Origin of the sequence: Terribacillus saccharophilus (assembly GCF_002272745.1) — a bacterium.
GTDB lineage: Bacteria > Bacillota > Bacilli > Bacillales > Amphibacillaceae > Terribacillus > Terribacillus saccharophilus_B.
Genome location: NZ_NPBD01000001.1, coordinates 63,165 through 85,200, shown reverse-complemented (window position 1 = coordinate 85,200; position 22,036 = coordinate 63,165). Strand labels below are relative to the sequence as shown.

Sequence of the window (22,036 nt, the reverse complement as noted above, 5' to 3'; positions counted from 1 at the left end):
TCCCCCCAATAGAAGTAACTTTTTTTAAAATAGTAAAGGATTAAAATTGGAAATTATTTTAAGTAGCTTAATACGTTTTCACACTCCCAATATACCGTAACGAGACAAAACTTACAACTAAAACAAGAATTTTTTTAAAACGCTTTCTTTATTGATATATAAGGGTTTATATAATGACATTTCATAAATATCATCATTTTGAAAGCGTTTTTACATTTTTGTTTCAGCAAGAAAAAATCATTGCTTTTTTAAGTTAAAAAAAGGATAATCGGAAAGTTATTTTCCAATTATCCCCCATCTTTATTTGTCTGCTGTTCTTCTTTTATTAAACCAATACAATGTACCGCCTACTACTAGCAGTACAGCGCCAGCCAAAAGGTAATTGAATAGCTGACTTGCTGTATCAGGGAGAATTCCGCCGAATGGTGTCGTTTTTTTAGAATCCCCTGGTACATGCGATACAGTCTTCGCTGTATTGTCACCCGATGGTTGTGTTTGATTCACTGGAATATTCGTATTTCCATTTTGATTGTTGCCGTCAGGTTTTTCTCCGGAATCAGCCGGTGGATTCTTTCCTCCACCGATTATCGGATCCTCTTGCTCACCGCCGGCTCCATTATCTCCTGACGGATTCTCAGCAGGCGGTTCGTTGCCATTGTCTCCAGGGACAGGAGCTCCCCCGCCAGTAGTGAATGTCCATAGATCGGATTTCGTCTTGCCGCCATGCGCATCCTCTGCGACAGTATACCAGGCATATTCATGGTCAGAGGTCAATCCACCCCATGTAACAGAAGCAGTTTCTCCACTTTTAACATCCTCTGCCTTTCCGATTTCCTTCGTACCGAAAACATTCACTTCCACATAGTTAGTGGCAACACGTTTCTTTTGAGCATCCAATTCAAGCCCAATAGAGAACTCGTCTGTTCCTGGGAATTCTTCTTCGTCGTAATAGTTGTAATCATCCATATATGGAGAATACGTTTTTACTTTTATTTGATCTGTCTCGGCATCAAAGAGCAAGATACGCATATAGCCTTGTCCACCCTCAGGACCTGCCTGGTAATCGGCAAGCATTTGATAGACTTTACGATCGGTTACGCCATCGCCATCGTCGTCAATTTCATCGACAAGCATATCTGCAGCATGATAGTGACCGCATAGGACAGCGAACACATTTTCATTATCCAGAACAAGCTCCTGATATAGCTTTTCACCCACTGGGTGACGGTTTCCGGATGACAGCAAATACTCATGGAAGTTCAGAATCGCCTTCCGATCCGGATGTGCTTTTAGAACCTCATCTGCCCATGCAATACCTTCATCATCGATGCCCCAGCCAAGATAGACCATAATATAGTCATTGCCGTTAGAGGAAATCAAATCATAATGTCCTCTGTTATTCTTATAAGAACCGCCATACCAAGGTTTATCTTTGAAACGGTCCTCTCCGAAATAACGGTAATAATCTGTATAGTCATTACTCTTTTGCTCCACATCATGGTTACCGGCCAATACACCATAAGGTACGCCAGCATCATCTAGCACCCGCATCGCTTTATCTGCGACTTCCCATTGGTATTCCTGGTCTGAGAAGTTCACCAAATCACCTGTATGGAATACATAATCAATGTTGAGTTTGTCCTTGTTTTCCGCTATCCAATTCACTTGTTTATCGTAGATATGCGGATAACTCTCAGAATAATACTGTGTATCAGACATCCAGACGAAGGAATAATCATAATCTTCATCCTCGATTGCAATCTCATCCTGAATCAGGACATTGATCTTGTAGTCTTTTACAAACTCATCAACATTTACAGACCCTTGCAAATCGAAGTCTTCATCTCCTGCTACCTTGTAATCAATCAGCTGCCAATCTTCTTCTTGGTGACTCCACGCATACATGGAAACCTTGCGTCCTGGCAGGGAATTACCGCTCCAATTGACTTCGACGACATTTTTATCGTCAACATCCTTGGAAACAGGAACCTCAAATCGATGGTAAGGGAACTGCGTTTCGCTGTCGTTAATCAAATACTTGTCATCTACATCCGCAACCTTATCAATATCTTCGCTGCTGAATGCTTCTTCCCCTTCTGGTGCATAGTCGGATGGCGGCTCATAATCAGCTGCATTCTTGTAAGCTTTGATTTCACTATCTTGGCTGACTTTATATTTATGTCCTTGATAGAAAGTAACGTCCATATCATCTCCGGTAGGATCTGTCACTTTTACTTCAAGCTCCGGATTCTTCCCGACATTACCCGCTTCATCTTCCGGCTTGATCAATTCTGGAGCAACAGGCTGCTCTTCAGGGGTGGAGAATTTAATTGTACGAACTTCTTCATTTCCGGCTTTATCCGCAGCTCGCAATACAAGCCGATGAGCACCGGCAGATAAGGCTGCAGAAGAAGTCTCATAAGGAAGCTGAATTTCTTCTCCATCCAGTTCTGCCGTAAGGCTATCGAGACCGCTTAAAGCATCTTCTGCACTTGCCTCAATCGTGAATGGACCTTTGTACGATTTTCCATCTTCCATTGAAGTTTCAAGGACAGGAACTGTATTGTCGACTGTTACGGAGACTTTGTCTGATGCTTCTCCATCCTTAGCCTCAATTGTGTGTGTACCATCTGCTGTTTCCGTCGTATCCCAGTCATATGCATTTGCCTGGAACTTCTCCGGCTGGATAGTGAAAGTAAAGTCTTGAACTGGACGATAATTACCGTTATCTCCAATATCAATTACTTGATTTGGATCAGCAAACGCCGGATCATACAAGACAGTTCCATCTCCTAAAACAAGCCGAACATTCTTCGCATCAAAGTCATCCCGATTTTCCGGAGATTCCAACTGGAACGGAGAAGCTTTGTTTCCGGCATGGATACTGATTGTATTCTGTCCTTCCTTCAACGTATCCGGGTCAACTGGAACAGTAATAGTCGTGTACGTATCGATCCAGTCATCGAATATACGCAGCACTTCCCCATCTTGTATAACTGCATTTTGGAAATACGTATTGATTCCATTCACATCAAACGCGAAATACGCTTCTGTTTCCAATGCTTTGTCTGTCTGCTTGACTTCTTTTCCGTCAATCAGTAATGCAGTCTCTTGATCTGTCGTATCAGAAGTTGCTTTTAGTTTGTAAGTTCCAGAAATCAGCTGACCTTCTTCTACATTCAAACGCGGACTGGACTCTTTTTGATCACGTTCAATACTTACTCGTTTTGTTTCTGTTTTCGTTTCATTGAAGCCATCTGTTGCAGCTACATAATATTCCACATAGTCCTTCGCAATCAGCTCTGGAGTGTAAACCGTATGATGATAGTAGCCTGTCTGTTCATTTTTAGTTAGATCAACCCGCTTAAAGTCACTGGTGCCATCTGTACGATAGAATACGGATACACGTTTGACACCTTTATCATCAGAAGTTTCAACAGAAATCTGCAGATCTTCCGTTTGATTAATGGTATCTTTGTCCGTCAGATCCGTTACTTTCGGTGCCACGCTATCTTCTTCCACTTGAACAGGTTCGCCTGGAACTTGATCAGACGTAACACTTCCAGGAGTACCAAGGATCGTACCAGCATTCAGCTTCAACATATTTGTCGAGCCATCAAGCGGATACTTGAAGTTGATTCCCATATTAGCAACTGTATCTTTGACGCCAGAAATCTCGTTATAAGTCGCCATTGTAATTGCATTTCCAGCCTTAGTTGCAACACCGACACCGCGCTGGTCACCATTAGCCATACCGCCAGACTGTACTTTGAACAAGTTTTCGCCAAGGGTGAGATTCGTACCGTAATTTTTGTTGAAATCATCTGCAGTCAAATCATTATTGGAACCATTGATAATCCAAAATACAGCAGTTTCACCAGGCTGTATGACTGGACTTTCGTCCGGCTTCCAAGTGGTCACTCTCGTATCCGGGTAAATGTACGTCAAATCATAATCCTGCATATCGACAGGAGCTGTCGTGTTGTTGTAAACTTCGATAAACTCATATCCGTCCGCCCCATTTACATTGGAAGAATCAGGGACTAATTCTGTCACCAATAAAGAAGGAAGAGTCGTAAAGTCAGTATCAGGCTTCTTCACTTCCACTTTGAACGTATCCGTTTTGGAACTGTTGAACCCATCGGAAGTTTCAATATAATATTCCATCGTTCCAGCTTCCATCTCAGCAGTAGGAATTTCTGCTTTATACAATTCTCCTGTGTGCTGCATGCTATATTGCTCGAATTCATCTGTGCCCTCTTTTTTTACGTAAAGCGTCACATGCTGGATGAAATTTTCTTCTTTTATTGCAGCTTCAATTTGAAGCGGTGCAGGAATGGTAACTGTTTTTACTGGCTCATGAACAATTTCTGGAGCTGTTTCATCTTTTTCGACCTTGACGGTTTCTGCTGGAACTTGTCCATCAATCAATCCACCAGGAGAAGCCTTCAGCTGCAATCCTACCTTTGTCATCTGTGCGGTACCGGAAGCTTTGTACGTGATTCCCTGATTTGGATACGTATCATCGATACCTTCTGAGTCATTGTAGCTTGCTGCAGCAAGCTGAGCCCCGCTGTCAGTCTGGAACGCAATCGTACGGGCTGATCCATTTGCCATACCGTCATTGTGAATTTCAATTACTTCATCATCTGTCAGATCAGTTTGATAATGGCTGTTAAAATCAGCTAGCTCAAGTGATAGGTTCGCACCATTCTTGATCCATATTACAGCCTTCCCCTTAGGTTCCAACTTGACAGATCGATCGATATCCCAATCAGTCTGTCTTCCATCAGGATATTGATAAGAAAGTTTGTAATCCTGCAAATCCATCGACTGATCAGAGTTGTTATAAACTTCGATGAACTCATACGCATCAGCACTGCTGATATTATCACTATCTGGAACGATTTCCGTGATAAGGACTGGAGGCTGTGTCTGCGAATCAGGTTCGGCAACCGCCACCTGTATGCTTTGAAGTCCATTGTCAGGAAAACGCAGAGGCGTATCTCCACTAATCAGATCAATGCTGTATTGAAAGGATGGGCTCCATAGCACTTCTTTTGGAATAACAGCCTCCCAATTGCCATCACCTTTGTCTGTCATATCCACTTTTTGTTCGCTCATCCCAGGAGCAGTAACATAGGTGAGGATTGCCGAATCTGCATTCCCGTTTTCAATGGCTGCACGGATGGTAAGGTCCTCGCTGCTATCAGCATTGGTAATTGCTTCGTGAACGAGTGCAGGCTGCTCAGGTTGGACCTCCTGTACAGGCTCATCCGTTTCTGCTGTTTTTTCCTGTTCAGCTTTTTCGGACTGCTCTTTATTCTCTTCAGCTGGCTGCTCCTCGTCTGCAGCATCAGCTTGCTCTTCTTGTTCCTGATTCTTTGTCTCTGACTCAAACACTGGATCCGACTCTTGTTCCTCTGCAGCAGGTGCTTCCTTCACATCTTTCTCTGGGGTATCCTGCTGCGAATCTTCCACCGTTTCATCTTGTTCAGTTTGCTCTATCTTTTCGGATCCTGGTGATGGTGCTGCCAGAATGGTTGGTGTTTTTTGATCATTTGCAAAGTGGATACTTTCTGCCTGTTCCACATCTTGGAAGTGGAAAACAGAAACGGAGGTCTGCTCAGTCGTTGTATCAGTGATGGAAAGCTGTTGTTCATCGTCTTGGAATATGTAAGGTTCTGTTACGTTGGTGAATGCTGCATCTGTCAATTCAGTTCCGAAATGACTGTTGAAAGTTTCTACTGTGGTCTCATTGTTCAAAGCAAGTACTGCATATCCGCCTGCTGGGATTTGCTCCTCTTGCTCTTGGATTACAAGCTTTTCTTCCTGGTCAGTTGTGTAAGTGATTCCGAGGTCCTTCCAGGATTTCGCTTCCTCTGTTCCATTATGTATTTCAATAAAAGATAAACCATCAGCACCTTGTTTCTCGCTGCCATAGACTTCTGTAATAGAAACCTTGTTCTCCCGAAGCTTTTCCTCTGCATTTACGACTGGAATGGATGCGGGTACAACTGTCTGCATGAGTAGCAAACATGCGCTAAGACCAGCAGCCATTCGATATGAACGCTTCATATAGCTCCCCCTATCTTTTATCGGGATTGTCTCCCCGCATTAATTCTAGAATTTATGTATTAAGGACCAATAAAGAGATTGTAAATTGTTGTCATAATGCTTCGACAAAATATCCTAAAGTATTAACCAGAAAAAAATAAAGCGACATAAAGCCGCTTTATTCTTCAAGTTTTGTTGAGTAAGTGACAAGCTGTTCAATAAAATGGTCGCTAGCTGGAGAGCGTACACTGCCCTCACGCCAAGCTACACCGATTTGCCTTTCTGTCGGTTCGATGAGAGGAATGCTCCTGACATGAGACATTTGAAGTGTTTCCAAGGATGGAAGCAGCGCAATGCCCTGTCCTGCCGCAACAAATCCCAGAATTGTCATCATATCCTCACTTTCGAACGCCACATTCGGTTCCAGTCCATATTTTTCGACTATCTGTTCAAACATCACCCGGGCACTATAGCCTGGGCGAATAAGCAGGAAGGGCTCTTCTTCTATCTGATGTAATGCCAACTGCTCTTCATTTGCAAGCGGATGTGTATCTGATACATACACATAAAGCTGATCTGTCCACAGCTTTCGCCAAGTTAGGCCTTCCACTCCCTGGTCCATATTACAGATACATAAATCAAGCTTACCTTCTCTTAACTGATTGATTAGCTCTTCTGTCGAGCCTTGGTTCAGGGAGAACTCGACGGATGGATAAATCTCCCTGTACTGTTTTAACAGTCGGGGTATATGCTGCAGTCCCTGCGACCTCATAAATCCGAGGGTAATTTCCCCATACTGCGGATCCTTCATCTTCCGTATGTGCTTTTCTGCCTTCTCCATTTCCTCTAATATTTTGACGGCATGTGTATAGAAAGCATCCCCGTAACTGCTCCGAACAATTCCTCGCCCCCTTTTCTCAAAAAGCGGGACTCCCAGCTGCTCTTCCAGCTTCTGAATCGAACGGCTCAAGGCAGGCTGAGAGATAGCCAAAGCCTTTGCTGCCTGAAGATAATGCTCTCGCTCTGCTACTTCCTTAAAATAAACTAACTGCTGCCACTCCATAAATTCACCTATACCTTTTCTGCATCTTTTATATGTTATTTATGCATTATACAATACCATTTCTGTATGGTTAACTAAAAGTACAACAAGAAATGAGGGAACTATTATGGCTATTGAAATTATCCTTATTATGATTGCCGCTGGTCTTATTGTCGGATTTGTCGGGGCTGGAGGATCTGGTTTCATCATCAGCATTCTGACAGTGCTGTTCGGTTTCCCGATTCACGTGGCATTAGGTACTGCTCTGGCATCCATGCTATTCTCCTCGTTCTCGGGTGCAGTCAGCCACTACCGGGAAGGGAATGTGACATTACGGGCAGGTTTAATCATTGGAATCTTTGGGGCGGTTGGCGCTTTCATCAGTTCCCATTTTTCTGGATTCATCCCAGAAGATATCCTAAATTATCTTACGGCTGGAATGCTCGTCCTATCTGGCGTAGTTCTTTGCATTCGTCTTTTGCTGATGGGCAAGCCCTCAGACAAAGGGAATACAATTAGTGCATTCATCTACCAAAATAAAGTTATCTATTTTATTTCAGCTGCACTGCTCGGTATCTTAACCGGGGCACTATCCGGATTGTTCGGGATTGGTTCTGCTCCATTCATCCAAATCGGACTGCTTATCTTGCTCGGACTGTCTGCGCAGCAATCTGCAGGTACGACAATGATGATTATCATTCCAATCGCCTTGGCTGGCGGAGTCGGCTATGCACAGCTCGGCTTTCTAGATATCAAATTACTTCTGGAAGTAGTTGCAGGAACGATGATTGGTTCTTATGTTGGAGCGAAATTCACAAAACGTGTTCGTCCTGTCTACTTGAAGACAGCGATGGTACTGCTTCCGATATTTGCAGGATTTTTACTATTATCTGCCTAAACACACAAATAAGCCGCCGGGATCCCGGCGGCTTATTTTTATCTGTTCAACAAACTTCCTACATAACGGAGCAGGTCGTTTGCCGATGTGGAATTATAATCATATTCATCAATCAATGTTGCGACTACTTCATTCATTTTCTTTAACTGCTGCTCATCTGGAGTTTTGATGGACGTTGTAATTTTCACTACATCCTTCAGATCAGAAAATAGCTTTTTCTGGATTGCTTCCCGCAGCCGTTCATGAGATTGATAATCGAACTTCTTCCCTTTACGTGCATACGCCGAGATTCGGATAAGGATCTCTTCACGGAAAGCCTTCTTTGCATTCTCCGAAATCCCAATTTGCTCCTCAATGGAACGCATAAGCTTTTCATCAGAAGGCATTTCATCCCCTGTTAATGGATCATGCAGCTTTGTCTTATTGCAATAAGCTTCGACATTATCTAGATAATTATCCATCAACGTTTTAGCAGATTCTTCATAAGCATAGACGAATGCTTTCTGTACTTCCTTCTTCGCGATTTCATCATATTCTTTCCTTGCTACAGCGATGTAGTTCAAATAGCGCTCCCGGTCTTCCTTCGAAATGGATGCATGGCTGCTAAGGCCATCCTTTAAAGAACGGAGTACGTCCAATGCATTAATGGAACGCATTTCTTTTTTAATGATCGTACTGGAAATTCGGTTGATTACATAGCGCGGATCAATTCCGCTCATCCCTTCATCGCTGTGTTCTTTTTTAAGTTCTTGGATATCTGCGTCACTGAAGCCTTCCAGCTGCCTCCCATTATAGAGATGCATCTTCTTCAGCAAACTGATGCCGCCTTGGTTCGATTCTTTCAATCTCGTAAGAATGGTGAACATCGCAGCAATCTTCAGTGTATGAGGAGCGATATGGACATCTTTAATATCGCTTTCCGATATCATTTTTTGATAGATTTTCTCTTCTTCATCAACCTTAAGATTATAAGGAACCGGCATAACGATCATCCGGGAATGCAATGCTTCATTCTTCTTATTCGAAATGAATGAACGATACTCTGATTCGTTCGTATGTGCCACAATCAATTCATCCGCACTGATCAAGGCAAAGCGTCCTGCTTTGAAGTTGCCTTCCTGCGTCAAGGAAAGCAGATGCCAAAGAAACTTCTCATCGCATTTCAGCATCTCCTGGAACTCCATCAGGCCGCGATTGGCTTTATTAAGTTCTCCGTCAAAGCGATAAGCCCTAGGATCCGATTCTGATCCATATTCCGCGATGGTGGAGAAATCGATGGAACCCGTCAGATCTGCAATATCCTGAGATTTAGGATCAGAAGGGCTGAACGTACCAATTCCTGATCGTTTATCTTCGGAAAAGAAAATCCGTTCAACAACAACATCCTCGATTCTTCCATCATACTCTTCTTCCAAGCGCATTACGTTTAATGGAGAGAGATTCCCCTCAATCCGGATTCCATACTCGTCTTCGAAATCCTTGCGAAGATGTGCCGGAATCAGATGAAGCGGATCCTCATGCATTGGGCAGCCTTTTATGGCATAAACTGCACCTTCATCTGTCAGGGTATATTCCTCCAGCCCGCGTTTGAGCAAACTGACAAGTGTGGATTTCCCTCCACTTACTGGTCCCATGAGCAGGAGAATTCGTTTGCGTACATCCAGTCTCCGAGCAGCCGGATGGAAGTATTCCTCGACTAGCTTTTCAAGCGGTTCTTCCAAACCGAATAACGAGTCCTTGAAGAAGCTATAGTTTTTCACTCCATCTTCTTCTTCAATGCCTTTATGCTTGATCATGTTATATACACGGGAATGTGCAGATTGAGCAAGATAAGGCCGATCTTTCAACAAACGCAGATAATCAGCGAGCGTTCCTTCCCAGTGGAGCTTCTCTTGTTCCTGGCGATACTGCTGTACCTTATCCAATATATTCATCATTCATTAACCTCCCAGGCATTGTTAAACAAAAGGCGATTACCTTAATGTATGCCCAGGGTTTGGCTATAATGCCAGCAAATCCATTTCGCGTCTGCTTACGGCTTCTGCTTCCATCCAATTTCCATGTACGATTCGTTCGTATATTTATCCAGCATGACATCATCAAGCTGAAGTGTTTTTTTATCATTAGGGAAAATATGCATCAGCTGCGCCAGTTTCTTCACGATCTTCTTCGGATATGCTTCTGACATCTCCAGCATCAGCTGAATAGCTTCTGCTGCGGGAAGCACTTCCCGATAGGTGCGGGAAAGTGTCAAAGCTGAAAACGTATCGACTACAGCTAAAATCTGCAGATCCATCCCTAGTTCTGGTAAATAAGCGCCATCTGGATAGCCTTTACGATTCAGCCGTTCGTGATGACTTCGCGCATAGCGACCTAGTAAAGGCTCACCTGTCTGCTGCAGGAGTGTCTCTCCTTTGACCGTATGCGTTTGTACAATTTCATATTCCTCTTTTGTCAGTGTAGATGTTTTATCGAGGATTTCGCGAGAAATTTCAAGCTTTCCGATATCGTGGAATAAATACCCTGTTGCACAAAGATCCAACTGGACGACATTCATATGGTAAGCGAGCATTGTACCGATTACAAAAACATCTAAAGAATGAATAAAAGCATAGGGATCTCTTTGCTCAAGCATATGCCAAAGACTGCTCCTCCCCATTGTCTTCAGGCTTTTGATGTACAAATCCTTCAAGAAACGAATGCTTTCTTCCTCATAAAGTAGTTTTCCATAGCGGTACTCGAAAGCGATATAAGACAAATTTGTGTAAAAATGCTTTTCCATACTCCGCTTATATGTTGCTTGATGATCAGTTTCTTTCTCCAGCAGCTGCTGAATCATCTGCTGGAGGCGATCTGTCTTGCTAAATAGATCAGCAGTTTCCTCTTCCTCGGTTTCAACGACGACCGAAGGCACTCTGTTATGCTTCAGCTGTTCCAGTAAAGCTGCAGTGACGACTGTCCCTTTATCCAATTTTGTTTTGTCTGCCAGGACAATATCACTGCCCAAATAATCACCTAGTAGTATGTCTTGGATGCGTTTACGTTTTAAAATCAATTTCATTCTCCTTTTTCAAAAAAGCTGCCATGTCTGGCAGCCTGAGAATCCATCTTCGCAACTGGCTGGCATAGAATCGTATTCCTTAGCCCCTCAAGTTTTGCGTAACTGCCTTTCAACAGTGCTGCCGTATATGTATGTAATTGTTTCTTGGTTGTTTTTTGCTTCCGAATCAAGCAGCTTATGGTATTCATCTTTCGTCGGCAGCAGCTCACACATTTCCACATTCAGCGCTATCGCCAATTTGCTGATACCAACAAAAGAAATATTTCGCTTTCCGTTTTCAACATCGGAGTAGTACGATCGATTAAAACCCGCCATGCCAGCCAATTCTTCCTGTGTCAGCATCTGTTTTTTTCTCAGATATCGAAGCTTATCTCCAAATGCCCGAAGCAATAGCGTGTAATCTCTCATATTATTCATGGACTCCATTATACCTTGCCACACCAGTAAATCCACCGGATATAAGTGACATTAGTATAATGCTACCAAATAAAACAGGTGAAAGTACTATATTTACTTCATTTTATCCATGTCTAAACAACTATAAAAAAATAAACTGCACGCTAAGTGCAGTTTAGGATAAGCCATCGAAGCGCTGCTGACGAAGGGCCTCATAGATAATAATTGCTGCTGTATTAGACAGATTCAAAGATCGTACTTTATCTGTCATATGAATACGAAGGCATTGCTCCTCTTTCCCTACAAGTAAATCTTTCGGAATGCCAGTCGATTCCCGACCAAAAACGAATAGCAGATCTTGATCTGTATCGCTGAAATCATAATCTGAATAATGCTTGGTACCGAAGTTCTCTATATAATAAAAGACACCTTCCGGAAATTTTTCATATAACTCTTCTATACTATCGTAGTAATGAATATCCACGTCATGCCAATAGTCCAATCCTGATCTTCTCAGCATTTTGTCATCCGTCGAGAAACCAAGCGGACGAATTAGATGCAAAGCCGTATCTGTCGCAAGGCAGGTACGAGCAATGTTACCTGTATTAGCTGGGATTTCTGGCTGGAATAGTACGATATGTCTTGGCATATACTTTCACCTCTGCTTTTCAACTTTCAACCTTATCAGTATAGCATAGCAGAGATCATAGCCCAATCTGGAAAAATTTATACACAACGTTCTCTGTGTAAGCCGGGGAGTCAACGTATGCCCAATGACGCATTCTGCTGTTGGCGGTGTGGGCATTGACCAATGGCTCACCCTGTGCGTTTCGGGCTACCACTATCGTATTGTGATTGTAGTTCCCGTCCCCCTCAAAATCATAACAAATCACATCGCCAGGCCTCAGCAGTCTCGCATCTGCTACTTCCTTACCGCGTAAACCTTGCGTCGATCCGCTCAAATACCACCGTAAAGCATTCGCTACTGTGAAACTATAGCTCCAGTTTTCTCCATTGAACCACCATCCTGAATTCCTGTCCGGTTCTCCCCGCATTGGCGCTCCGCCTGCCCGCAGGCACTGGGAGACATAATTTGTGCAATCAACTTCAAATTTCTTGTAAGCAGGATTATAATCATTCCACCATCGTTCGGCATACTGAACAGCTGCCCGTCTGTCATAGGTGAATTGCCGGTCAAAATCCTGATCATTACTCTCAAAAACAACAAGCCCTTGAACATGCGGCTGAACAGCGTCCTCGACTCGCTCATCATGAATGATTTGCCCATCACGCATACGAGCTATATGTGTATGCACTTCTTCTTCATGATACGTTGCATGCTGCTTATGCACGAGAAAGGTTGCGCACAAGCGATAGGTGATGATATCTTCCTCTCCATCGTGTTCTTCGCTTAGTATTGTTCCTTCTCCTCGGACCTGCGCAACCTTTGCCCCGTCTTTTTCATGAGATTCAATCCGTTTGACGAGCCAATTCTCGTCTTTCTTCCCGTCAACTTTCTGTATCCAATAATCCGCCAGCTGTTCACTCTTCCCCATCTCTATCCCTCCTGTTCTTTCTTCGATATGACATGGCATATCCTCGCAGGAGGAGCAAGCCTCCTACGACGAATACAGATAAAACAGTCATGAATGTCTCCATGCTCCCACCTCACTTGTATGTATGTAGAATCATGACAGTATATGCTTCAATAGCTTGACTGATTCTATTTATGAAAGCGCAAACATTTTTAGTTACAAATGTGACAAATTTGTGTATCCTTATAAAAAAGGGGGAGAATACGATGTCTGATGTTTTGCAAACTATCCTTAGCCACAAATCAGTAAGATCATTTACTTCCGAGCGCCTTACAGAGGAACAGATTAAGGAACTCGTTTCCGCTGCTCAAGCAGCATCCACGTCGAGCTTCCTCCAGGCGTACTCCATTATCGGTGTTAGCGATCCTTTAGTGAAAAAAGAGCTTAGCACTTATGCAGGCAGCCAGGAATATGTCGTGAACAATGGCCACTTCTTTGTTTTTTGTGCTGATTTCTACCGCCATAAGGAAATGGCAAGCAATTTGCGAGCAGACATTTCCGAAACGATTCAAGGTACAGAAGCTTTGCTGATCGGTACAATCGATGCTTCGCTCGCTGCTCAAAACCTTGCCATTGCAGCAGAATCGATGGGGCTGGGCATTTGTTATATAGGCGGTCTTCGAAATAATCTGGCCGGTGTTTCTGCAAGCCTTGGCGTCCCTGCTCAAGTATTACCGCTGTTCGGGATTGCTGTTGGCTATCCCGAAAAAGTGAATGAAAAGAAACCGCGGCTGCCGTTCGGAAGTGTTTATCATGAAAACAGATATAATGTGGATAAAGGCTTGCTGAATGCTCAATTGGAGGAATATGACCGTACCATCCAGTCATATTATGTGGACCGGATCGAAAACAGTATGAAGACTACCTGGACCGAGCAGGCTACAGATAAGCTCCGCATCCCAAAACGTGTATATATGAAGGATTTTATAACGCAGAAGGGTTGGGCAAAGCATTAAAATAAGGCCGCTGCAGCGGCCTTATTTTTGAAGATGTGACTGATTTGAAAATGATTCCGTATCTTCGCCTATTATGTAATTAGTAGATAAGCTGGCTGAAGTTATTTACTAGATCTGCTTGCTCCCTGGATGCATTCCGAATTGATTCAATCGATGCATTCAAACCTAGGATAAATAAAAAAGGAGCATTTAATTTATGCCCCTTTTCAGTGTGCTTCTGCATATTCCTCTTCGTACTGCAGTCCTTTACGCATTTCTTCAAGTACTTGTTCGTCTTGTTCTTTATCCATTGCTTTCCTCACTGCATCAAAACCTTCTGGCAACCCAATCTTACCGATGGCCCAAGCGGCTGTACCGCGAATAACGGGCCTTGGATCTTGCTCCATCAGTTCTATCAAATCCGGCACAGCTGATGTGGTCTTATAATGTGCAATGGCTAGTATTGCATTGCGCTGAATTGGTTTCTTTCCTCGCCAAGAACCTGAGATCAGGCCGAATCTTGCTTTGAATTCTTTATTCGACATCTTGAGTAACGGTTTCAGCAGCGGTTTCACGACCTCTGGATCTGGCTCCATTTCTTCATGAAGGTGGAAATCCATGCCTTTATTCTTTGGACAAACAAGCTGGCATGTATCACAGCCATAGATACGGTTTCCGATTTTAGAACGGAACTCATCTGGCAGGAAATCTTTCGTCTGAGTAAGATAGGCAATACAGCGCTGGGCGTTCAGCTGTCCGCCTTGGACAAGGGCCCCTGTGGGACAGGAATCAATGCATTTTGTGCATGTTCCGCAACTATCCTCTACAGCTTCATCCGGTAGGAATGGAATGTTGGTGATCACTTCACCAAGATACACATACGATCCGAATTCGGGCGTAATCACAAAACTGTTTTTAGCACTGAAACCGATCCCCGCTCGCTCAGCTACAGCTCGATCAGATAACTCACCTGTATCAACCATTGAACGATAGGTGAATCCTTCTACCCTTTCAGAAAGAAAAGCAGTCAGTTTATTCATCCGGTCGCGCAGCACTTCATGGTAATCCATTCCCCAGGAGGCCCGACAGAACAATCCGCGCGGTTCTTCCTTCGTACTTTTTGGTGCATTCGGCAATCTGGAAGGATACGCGAGCGCTATTGCGATAATGGATTGAGCAGAAGGCATAAGCTTTTTCGGTTCAGTCCGTTCCTCGATTGTACCTTTCTCAAAACCTGACTGATAATTGTTCTCTTGCTGCTGTTTCAATCTTTCCTTCAGCTCCTGAAAGACATCCGCCGTTGTGAACCTGATTTTATCTACACCAATCTTCTTACTGTAGGCAATCAGCTCCTGCTTCAGCTGTTCTGTATCCATTATACGGCCTCCTTTCTATATCATTATTTCCATAATATACATAGTAAAAACGCAATGCCTCGTTACGTTTAAAACGAGACACTGCGTTGGCTCAGGGGTAGCAAACAAGTGCATGAAAAGCGAAATGATTACCCCGGTTTATAAATAGTATGTTAAGTAGTATAACAAGGTTTTTACATGCACGCAACATCCTAAACATAATTCGACAAATTTTTTTCTCGACTCAGCTTACACCTCTGCTATACTGGATTTTAACAAGAGGGAGGTATGGATATGAGCTTGTACGATTATTTGTTGACGCAAGATGGGATCATCACGAAAGAATCACTTTTATATCCCTTTGAAGAACGAGGATTGCAATTCGGAGACGGTGTTTACGAGGTCATCCGTATATATCAAGGGACATTTGATTTGCTGGAGGAACATATCGATCGGCTTTACCGTTCCGCTGAAGCGATTCGGCTCGAGGTTCCATTTGCTAAAGATGCATTGATTTCTTCTCTCCATCAACTGTCAGAGAAAAATGACGTACAAACAGATGCAAAGCTTTATCTGCAAATCACTCGTGGTTCTGCACCACGAGAGCATAGTTTTCCAGATGTGCCGAGTAATTTCTATGCTTATATTGAACCTAGTGAAAGACCTGTTTCTTCGCTCCAACAAGGTGTGCGTGCTGTGCTGGCAGATGATATCCGATGGGAACTATGTTACATCAAAAGTCTAAACCTGCTGCCAAATATATTGGCCAAGCAAACCGCCAAAGAAGAAGGAGCTTTTGAAGCTATTCTCCACAAGAATGGCACAGTTACCGAGGGCTCGTCCTCCAATGTATTCATCATTAAGGATCAAATCCTTTACACACATCCGGCAGCAAAAAACATCCTGCATGGCTGTGTCCGCAGCAGAGTATTGGCACTTGCACCGAAAGCAGAATTGCAAGTGAAGGAGACAGCCTTTACAACTGACCAGCTGCTCCAAGCAGATGAGGTATTCATCACCAGTACGACTAGTGAAATAATGCCTGTCATCGAAATTGAAGGAAAACAAATCGGTGATGGTAAGCCGGGCGATAACATACGCTCTCTCCAACTCGCTTATGAAAAAGAAAGCGGAATCCAAGCTACAGCATTTGTATGAACAAAAGACCAATAGGCATCCTATTGGTCTTTCATCTGTTTGTTAGTCTCCTGGATGTCTTGCTCAAAAGCTTGCGACGATAGTCGTCAAACCTGCTGCCACCAGCTCTGTTCGAGAGAATAAAAGACTGTTTTTTATCCTCCTTGCACACTTCACCTATATTTGGAATACTCTTTTTATTACCTTATCATAGCATAACTCTGACAAGATAAAGAAAATAAAATAAGACAGCCTCAGCTGTCTTATGTCAGTATTTCCTTTATCTTGTCTCTTTTCCAAAAGCCTATCAGAGCACAAATTAATATAATCAATAGAATAATAGCGATATACGTATAGTTTAAGGATACGATACTTGACCCGACAAGTGCATAAGTCATCGTCCCCGGAAGCACGCCTAATACACTGGCGGCCATATATTGCTTGAACTTAACACGTGTCAGACCGGCAACATAACTGACCAGATCATAATTGAAAACCGGCAGCACCCGCATGACTAATACATAAAAGAAACCTTCGTCATGCAATTTCTGCTTGATTTTCTCCACTCTTTCACCTAAATCCTTATCCCCGAACCGCTCGGAGAAAAAGCGAGCTAGAAAATATGCGACGATAGCAGCACCCGCGGAACCGATTAAAATGAAGATGGTCCCTTTAACAAAGCCGAACGCTAAACCGCCAGCAATCGATAATACAGAGGAAGGAAAAAAAATGACGGGTTTAACCGCATAGATTCCCATGTAGATTAATGGAGAAACGATCCCAAATGAAACAATCCACCCTTGGATATCCTCAGGTGACAGTTTAATATGTTCCCGGACGAACCAAAATAGAAAAAGTACAAGCAGCCCGATAGCCGTGCCCTTGACAACCTTTTTTCCTTTCATGATGAGCCTGCCTTTCCTTTGGTATAGTCCAGTCCTTTTTATTGTAGCACAAAAGTCTGTTACCGCTAGTATATGAAGCTCTTACCCTAGGGGTTCGGAGATATAGGTAAAAACTGCATACAGGAATACTTATTCCCTATCTACTTCTTGACTGATTAATGGTAAAATGAAATTTATGTGCATATGAGAGCAGATAAAAAGCGCTGAAAGCTGGTCAGAAATACTGGATTATAAAAAGAAGATAGATATATTCCCATTCTTTATTCCTTTTGTTTCTGACTTTCAGCGCTGTAATTAGACAAGGAGCGTAATAGAGTGGACAATGCATGGTTTGAAGTCAGAAAAAGCGGCCCGCTAACCGGAGAAGTTACCATTCCAGGTGCCAAGAACAGTGCGCTTGCACTGGTTGTTGCAGGCTGTTTGACAGATGAGACAATTACAATTCATGATATTCCCGCTATCCGGGATATTTTATTGATAAAAGAACTTGCCGAGGATATCGGCTTGCATATGAATGAAAAAGAGAAAAATACGTATGAGCTTACTGGTAGACATATTACTTCCGGAAAACTTGATTTAGCCAAAACATCGGATTTCCGTGCGTCGTATTACTTTGTCGGAGCTTTGCTGCATAAAGTCAAAACCGTACAAATCGGTTATCCAGGCGGAGATGACTTCGGTTCCCGTCCAATTGATCAGCATGTGAAGGCTCTTTCTGCACTTGGAGCAACATTTGATTTCAAGCAGCAGTATTATGAAGTAACTAGCGAGAAATTGACAGGTGCAGAGATTACATTTGATGTGATTACATCAGGTGCTACCATCAACGCTATGCTCGCAGCAGCAAAAGCGGAAGGACGCACAACACTGCATAATGCTGCAAAAGATCCGGAAGTAGTTGATTTAGCGAATCTCTTGAACTTAATGGGAGCAAAAATCAAAGGTGCCGGTACAGAGAAGATTACGATTGACGGTGTGGAGTCCCTTCATGGTGGAATCGAACACACAGTAATTCCGGATCGTTTGATTGCTGGTGCATTTTTGATGGCTGCTGGTGTGACGAATGGCCGGATTACAGTTAAAAATGTCATTCCTGAGCACTTAGCAAGCTGTACGAACAAACTGATTGAGCTAGGTATGACAATTACAGAAGACGATGACTCGATGACAGCTTCAGGAATTGCGTTGCAAGGCGCACGTATCCAGACAGGCATGTATCCTGAACTCGCAACTGATTTGCAGCAGCCTCTTACTACACTGCTCACTTTAGCAGCTGGCTCTAGTACGATTTTGGACAAAGTATATCCAAACCGTAATGGGCATGTAGCTGAGCTGAAGAAACTTGGCGCTGACATTGAAGTGGTTGATCATCAGATCCTAATTCATGGCGTTGCTAAACTAACGGGCGCAACAGTAAAAGCACATGACGTTCGCGCTGGTACCTCCTTGATTTTGGCTGGTCTTGCAGCTGATGGCGTGACCAAGATCACGGATGTCAAGCATATTCAGCGTGGTTACGAGGATATCGTCGGGCTGTTTACACAGCTTGGTGCAAATATCACGTTGCATCAGCCTGAGCATCAGACTCAAATCTAACATCGACCGCTCCCCTACTTGTAGGTGAGCGGTTTTTTATGATTGCTGAAACATGCTTTAGGGTACTATGAGATTGATTGGAGGAGAAGCTGATGCGAATTATTATTTTAGTTGATACACATATGCCGCGTATGGCAAAGGTTTGGCCAGCTGCGCTGCTTCCCTTTTTAGAGCAAGCTGACCAGATCATCCATGCTGGTGATCTCCAGGACAGCCGAGTTCTTGATTCACTTGCATCTTTCGCTCCAGTTACAGCTGTCTCAGGAAATATAGACAGTCCCGAGCTGATTGATAACTTACCAAAAAAACAGCTTCTTACCTTTCACGGCTTAAAGATTGGTTTAACACATGGTCACGGAAAAGGAAAAACCACTGAACAGCGAGCGAAGGCGGCATTTGAAGGCCAACACCTAGATCTGCTCATCTTTGGACATTCACATATTCCTGTTCATAAGGAAGAAGCAGGTCTTGTTCTTTTCAACCCCGGATCACCAACTGATAAGCGGCGACAGGAGCAATTCTCATTTGGCGAATTGATTGTTCAAAAGAATGGTTCATGGTCTTTAAAACATATTTTCTATAGTGATAAGAAAGGATGAATGGAATGGATTTCACAGGCAAAGTAGTTGTTGTTACTGGAGCAGGAAATGGAATTGGAAAGGCGGTTGCACTTCATTACGCTGCTAAAGGGGCAAAAGTAGCTGCAGTTGATTTGGACCAAGCAGCTGCCGAACAAACTGTACAGGAAATGGCAGGAGAAGGACTCTCCCTCCAAGCCGACATGCGACAACACAAGGAAGTAACCAACTTTATGAAGCAAGCCTTTGACCATTTTGGGCAAATTGATATCTTGATTAACAATGCTGGTATTAGTGCGTTCAAGAATATGTTTGAACTAGCGGTCGAAGAATGGGACAGCATCATTAACACAAATCTGCGCGGAACTTTCCTAGCCAGCAGAGAAGCTGCCGGATATATGAAGCACAGCGGAAAAGGCGGCTCGATTGTAAACATTGCATCGACTCGTGCAACCATGTCGGAACCTGATACCGAAGCATACGCTGCGACCAAAGGCGGTATCGTCGCTCTTACGCATGCACTTGCCATGTCATTACAAGATGACTACATTACGGTAAACAGCATCAGTCCAGGCTGGATCGAAACGAAGGAATATGACAGCCTTCGTCCTGTCGATCATGATCAGCACCCTTCCAAGCGCGTTGGAACACCATCAGATATCGCCAGAGCATGCGTTTTCCTGACATCAGCTGAAAATAACTTCATCAATGGTGAAAATATTGTTGTAGATGGCGGCATGACACGCAAAATGATTTATGAACACTAAAAAAGACAATGCCCTCGGGGGCATTGTCTTTTTTTCAGCCTCTTCCTGCTTGGAAGCTTGGATACTTGGTCATACCGCCATCTGCAAATAATGTAATTCCTGTGACGTAGCTGGATTCATCAGAAGCAAGCCAGACAGCGACAGCTGCAATTTCCTCTGGCTTTCCGATATAACCCATTGGAATCATGCTCTCTACATCTGCTTTTTGTTTTGGATCTGCGAATTTCTCAGCATTAATTGGCGTATTGATTGCTCCTGGGCCGATATTGTTCACACGAATCTGTTTCGGAGCATATTCAAGAGCCAATGTTTCGGTCAATAGCTTCACCCCGCCCTTACTAGCTGCATAATGTGCAAATAATGGCCAAGGAATCATTTCATGTACACTAGACATATTGATGATGTTTCCTTTTACATCATGTTCAACAAAATACTTCAATGCTTCGCGCGAACCTAAGAAGGCACCTGTCAAATTCGTTCCGATAACACGATCCCAATCCTTCAGCGACAATTCATGAGAAGGAACCGGATTTTCGACGCCAGCATTATTAATCATGATATCTAATTTACCAAATGAATCGATAGCTGTCTGAACAAGTTTTTTAACGTCCTCTTCCACCATTACATTTCCTTGTATCGCTACTGCATCACTGCCGCTATTTTTGATTTCTTGGACTACCTCTTCGGCCTTCTCGCCATTATTGTAATAATTCACGACTACTTTGGCACCTTCTTGGCCAAAGCGCAAAGCCATTGCTCTCCCGAGACCAGTAGATGAACCTGTAATGACGACTACTTTTCCTTGCAAACTTGGATACATTAGAAACTCTCCTTTTATCATGATTTTGTATAGCCTAAGAGGAAACCGGCAAGAACGATTAGGACAATACCGATACTTATGCTGATTAGCTGTCCTCTCGATTTCTTCTCACCTAGAATGAAAATACCGCCTAGTGTGGAAATGACGATGCCCATTTGAGATAAAGAGAAACTCGTCGCAACCCCGACACGCGGCTGCGAAATAAACAGGAACATATTCCCTGCAGCCCATATCAAACCAGGAAGTATATTTTTTATGGTATAGAAATCATATGGTTTGTATTTCACTGTCAATATTATTCCGCCTGCAACCATGCCGACAGCCTGTGGGAATAAAGCAGTCCACCCATCAACTCCGAATAGTCTGGCGATGACAACATAAACGAGATAGCCGACTGTCGAGATAGCAATGTAAATTAGACCTTTACGGAAAGCACCACGACTCTCTTCGTCGTTTCCCTCTCCTTTTGCTCGTCTGGAAGTCAGGATTGCACCAACGATAATCAGCAATAATGCCAGGATTCCGAGAATGACAGCTCTGGTTGTATTCCATTCCCCGAACACAATCACACCAAAAAGAGAAGTGGAAACAAGCTGTGCTCCGGTCGAGATCGGCATTGTTCTAGAAACACCGATGGCATGAACACTTTTCAGCTGGAAAGTTTGCCCAAGTGACCAAAACACCCCAGACAAGAAACCGATTAAAAAGATAAAGCCAGTCAGTTCGGGCCGTACGAAGAAATACAGTACGATCGAAAGCAGCAGAGCACCGATAGTCGTACCTAGAATCTGGTGATAAGGGCTCCCGCCAAGCTTGACATTGAATAACACGATACTGCCCCAAAACAATGCAGGCAGAACGGCAAGAAGTATATCCATCACGTCACTCCATTTC

16 protein-coding genes, 1 pseudogene and 1 riboswitch are annotated in these 22,036 nt (G+C 43.4%); of the genes and pseudogenes, 6 read left to right on the top strand and 11 right to left on the bottom strand.

Annotated elements, in window-relative coordinates; genetic code table 11:
• Positions 1 to 300: 300 nt before the first annotated feature.
• Positions 301 to 6,078, bottom strand: a complete 5,778-nt coding sequence (locus CHH58_RS00380) for a lamin tail domain-containing protein (RefSeq protein ID WP_095261819.1) — start codon at positions 6,076 to 6,078, stop codon at positions 301 to 303.
• A 157-nt stretch (positions 6,079 to 6,235) separates the two neighbouring features.
• Positions 6,236 to 7,120 (bottom strand): LysR family transcriptional regulator, encoded by an 885-nt coding sequence (locus CHH58_RS00375; RefSeq protein WP_095234650.1) that lies wholly within the window; start codon positions 7,118 to 7,120, stop codon positions 6,236 to 6,238.
• A 106-nt stretch (positions 7,121 to 7,226) separates the two neighbouring features.
• On the opposite strand from CHH58_RS00375, the gene CHH58_RS00370 reads away from it, so the two are divergent.
• Positions 7,227 to 7,997 (top strand): sulfite exporter TauE/SafE family protein, encoded by a 771-nt coding sequence (locus CHH58_RS00370; protein WP_346426076.1) that lies wholly within the window; start codon positions 7,227 to 7,229, stop codon positions 7,995 to 7,997.
• 38 nt (positions 7,998 to 8,035) lie between these two features.
• Here CHH58_RS00370 and CHH58_RS00365 read toward each other — a convergent pair whose 3' ends face one another.
• From CHH58_RS00365 to CHH58_RS00345, 5 genes and pseudogenes are all read right to left on the bottom strand, one after another.
• Positions 8,036 to 9,931 (bottom strand): PrkA family serine protein kinase, encoded by a 1,896-nt coding sequence (locus tag CHH58_RS00365; protein ID WP_095219623.1) that lies wholly within the window; start codon positions 9,929 to 9,931, stop codon positions 8,036 to 8,038.
• Between the two features lie 98 nt (positions 9,932 to 10,029).
• The gene (locus CHH58_RS00360) at positions 10,030 to 11,052 is read right to left on the bottom strand and encodes an HD-GYP domain-containing protein (protein ID WP_170937464.1); all 1,023 of its coding nucleotides are present in this window, start codon (positions 11,050 to 11,052) and stop codon (positions 10,030 to 10,032) included.
• 53 nt (positions 11,053 to 11,105) lie between these two features.
• Positions 11,106 to 11,191, bottom strand: a riboswitch (cyclic di-GMP riboswitch).
• Positions 11,192 to 11,256: 65 nt separating this feature from the next.
• Positions 11,257 to 11,466: pseudogene (locus CHH58_RS18710) on the bottom strand (helix-turn-helix domain-containing protein); the annotation flags it as partial.
• A gap of 163 nt (positions 11,467 to 11,629) precedes the next feature.
• The gene (gene trmL, locus CHH58_RS00350; RefSeq protein ID WP_095229697.1) at positions 11,630 to 12,103 is read right to left on the bottom strand and encodes a tRNA (uridine(34)/cytosine(34)/5-carboxymethylaminomethyluridine(34)-2'-O)-methyltransferase TrmL; all 474 of its coding nucleotides are present in this window, start codon (positions 12,101 to 12,103) and stop codon (positions 11,630 to 11,632) included.
• 55 nt (positions 12,104 to 12,158) lie between these two features.
• Positions 12,159 to 13,010 carry an amidase domain-containing protein gene (locus CHH58_RS00345; RefSeq protein ID WP_095234652.1) on the bottom strand — a complete coding sequence of 284 codons (852 nt, stop codon included), beginning with the start codon at positions 13,008 to 13,010 and terminating at the stop codon, positions 12,159 to 12,161.
• Positions 13,011 to 13,255: 245 nt separating this feature from the next.
• On the opposite strand from CHH58_RS00345, the gene nfsA reads away from it, so the two are divergent.
• A complete protein-coding gene (gene nfsA / locus CHH58_RS00340; RefSeq protein ID WP_095233151.1) occupies positions 13,256 to 14,005 on the top strand; it encodes an oxygen-insensitive NADPH nitroreductase in 750 nt (249 codons plus the stop codon).
• Between the two features lie 206 nt (positions 14,006 to 14,211).
• Here nfsA and queG read toward each other — a convergent pair whose 3' ends face one another.
• Complete coding sequence (gene queG, locus CHH58_RS00335) at positions 14,212 to 15,360, bottom strand: tRNA epoxyqueuosine(34) reductase QueG (protein ID WP_095229693.1); 1,149 nt, start codon at positions 15,358 to 15,360, stop codon at positions 14,212 to 14,214.
• 273 nt (positions 15,361 to 15,633) lie between these two features.
• Here queG and dat point away from each other — a divergent pair, with 273 nt between their 5' ends.
• Complete coding sequence (dat, locus tag CHH58_RS00330) at positions 15,634 to 16,497, top strand: D-amino-acid transaminase (protein ID WP_095261818.1); 864 nt, start codon at positions 15,634 to 15,636, stop codon at positions 16,495 to 16,497.
• A 242-nt stretch (positions 16,498 to 16,739) separates the two neighbouring features.
• On the opposite strand, the gene CHH58_RS00325 is transcribed toward dat, so the two are convergent.
• Positions 16,740 to 17,381, bottom strand: coding sequence for a TVP38/TMEM64 family protein (locus CHH58_RS00325; protein ID WP_095229689.1), 642 nt, complete (start codon positions 17,379 to 17,381; stop codon positions 16,740 to 16,742).
• 315 nt (positions 17,382 to 17,696) lie between these two features.
• Here CHH58_RS00325 and murA point away from each other — a divergent pair, with 315 nt between their 5' ends.
• The 3 genes from murA to CHH58_RS00310 all read left to right on the top strand — a co-directional run bounded on the left by murA (position 17,697) and on the right by CHH58_RS00310 (position 20,322).
• On the top strand, positions 17,697 to 18,977 hold the full coding sequence (murA, locus tag CHH58_RS00320; protein ID WP_095235076.1) for a UDP-N-acetylglucosamine 1-carboxyvinyltransferase: 1,281 nt from the start codon (positions 17,697 to 17,699) through the stop codon (positions 18,975 to 18,977).
• A 92-nt stretch (positions 18,978 to 19,069) separates the two neighbouring features.
• The gene (locus CHH58_RS00315; protein ID WP_095261817.1) at positions 19,070 to 19,576 is read left to right on the top strand and encodes a metallophosphoesterase family protein; all 507 of its coding nucleotides are present in this window, start codon (positions 19,070 to 19,072) and stop codon (positions 19,574 to 19,576) included.
• A gap of 5 nt (positions 19,577 to 19,581) precedes the next feature.
• On the top strand, positions 19,582 to 20,322 hold the full coding sequence (locus tag CHH58_RS00310) for a glucose 1-dehydrogenase (protein WP_095229685.1): 741 nt from the start codon (positions 19,582 to 19,584) through the stop codon (positions 20,320 to 20,322).
• Positions 20,323 to 20,356: 34 nt separating this feature from the next.
• Here the strand turns inward: CHH58_RS00310 and CHH58_RS00305 are convergent, their stop codons facing one another.
• The gene (locus CHH58_RS00305) at positions 20,357 to 21,142 is read right to left on the bottom strand and encodes an SDR family oxidoreductase (protein WP_095235074.1); all 786 of its coding nucleotides are present in this window, start codon (positions 21,140 to 21,142) and stop codon (positions 20,357 to 20,359) included.
• Positions 21,143 to 21,159: 17 nt separating this feature from the next.
• Positions 21,160 to 22,020 (bottom strand): GRP family sugar transporter, encoded by an 861-nt coding sequence (locus CHH58_RS00300; protein ID WP_095229681.1) that lies wholly within the window; start codon positions 22,018 to 22,020, stop codon positions 21,160 to 21,162.
• Positions 22,021 to 22,036 lie beyond the last annotated feature (16 nt).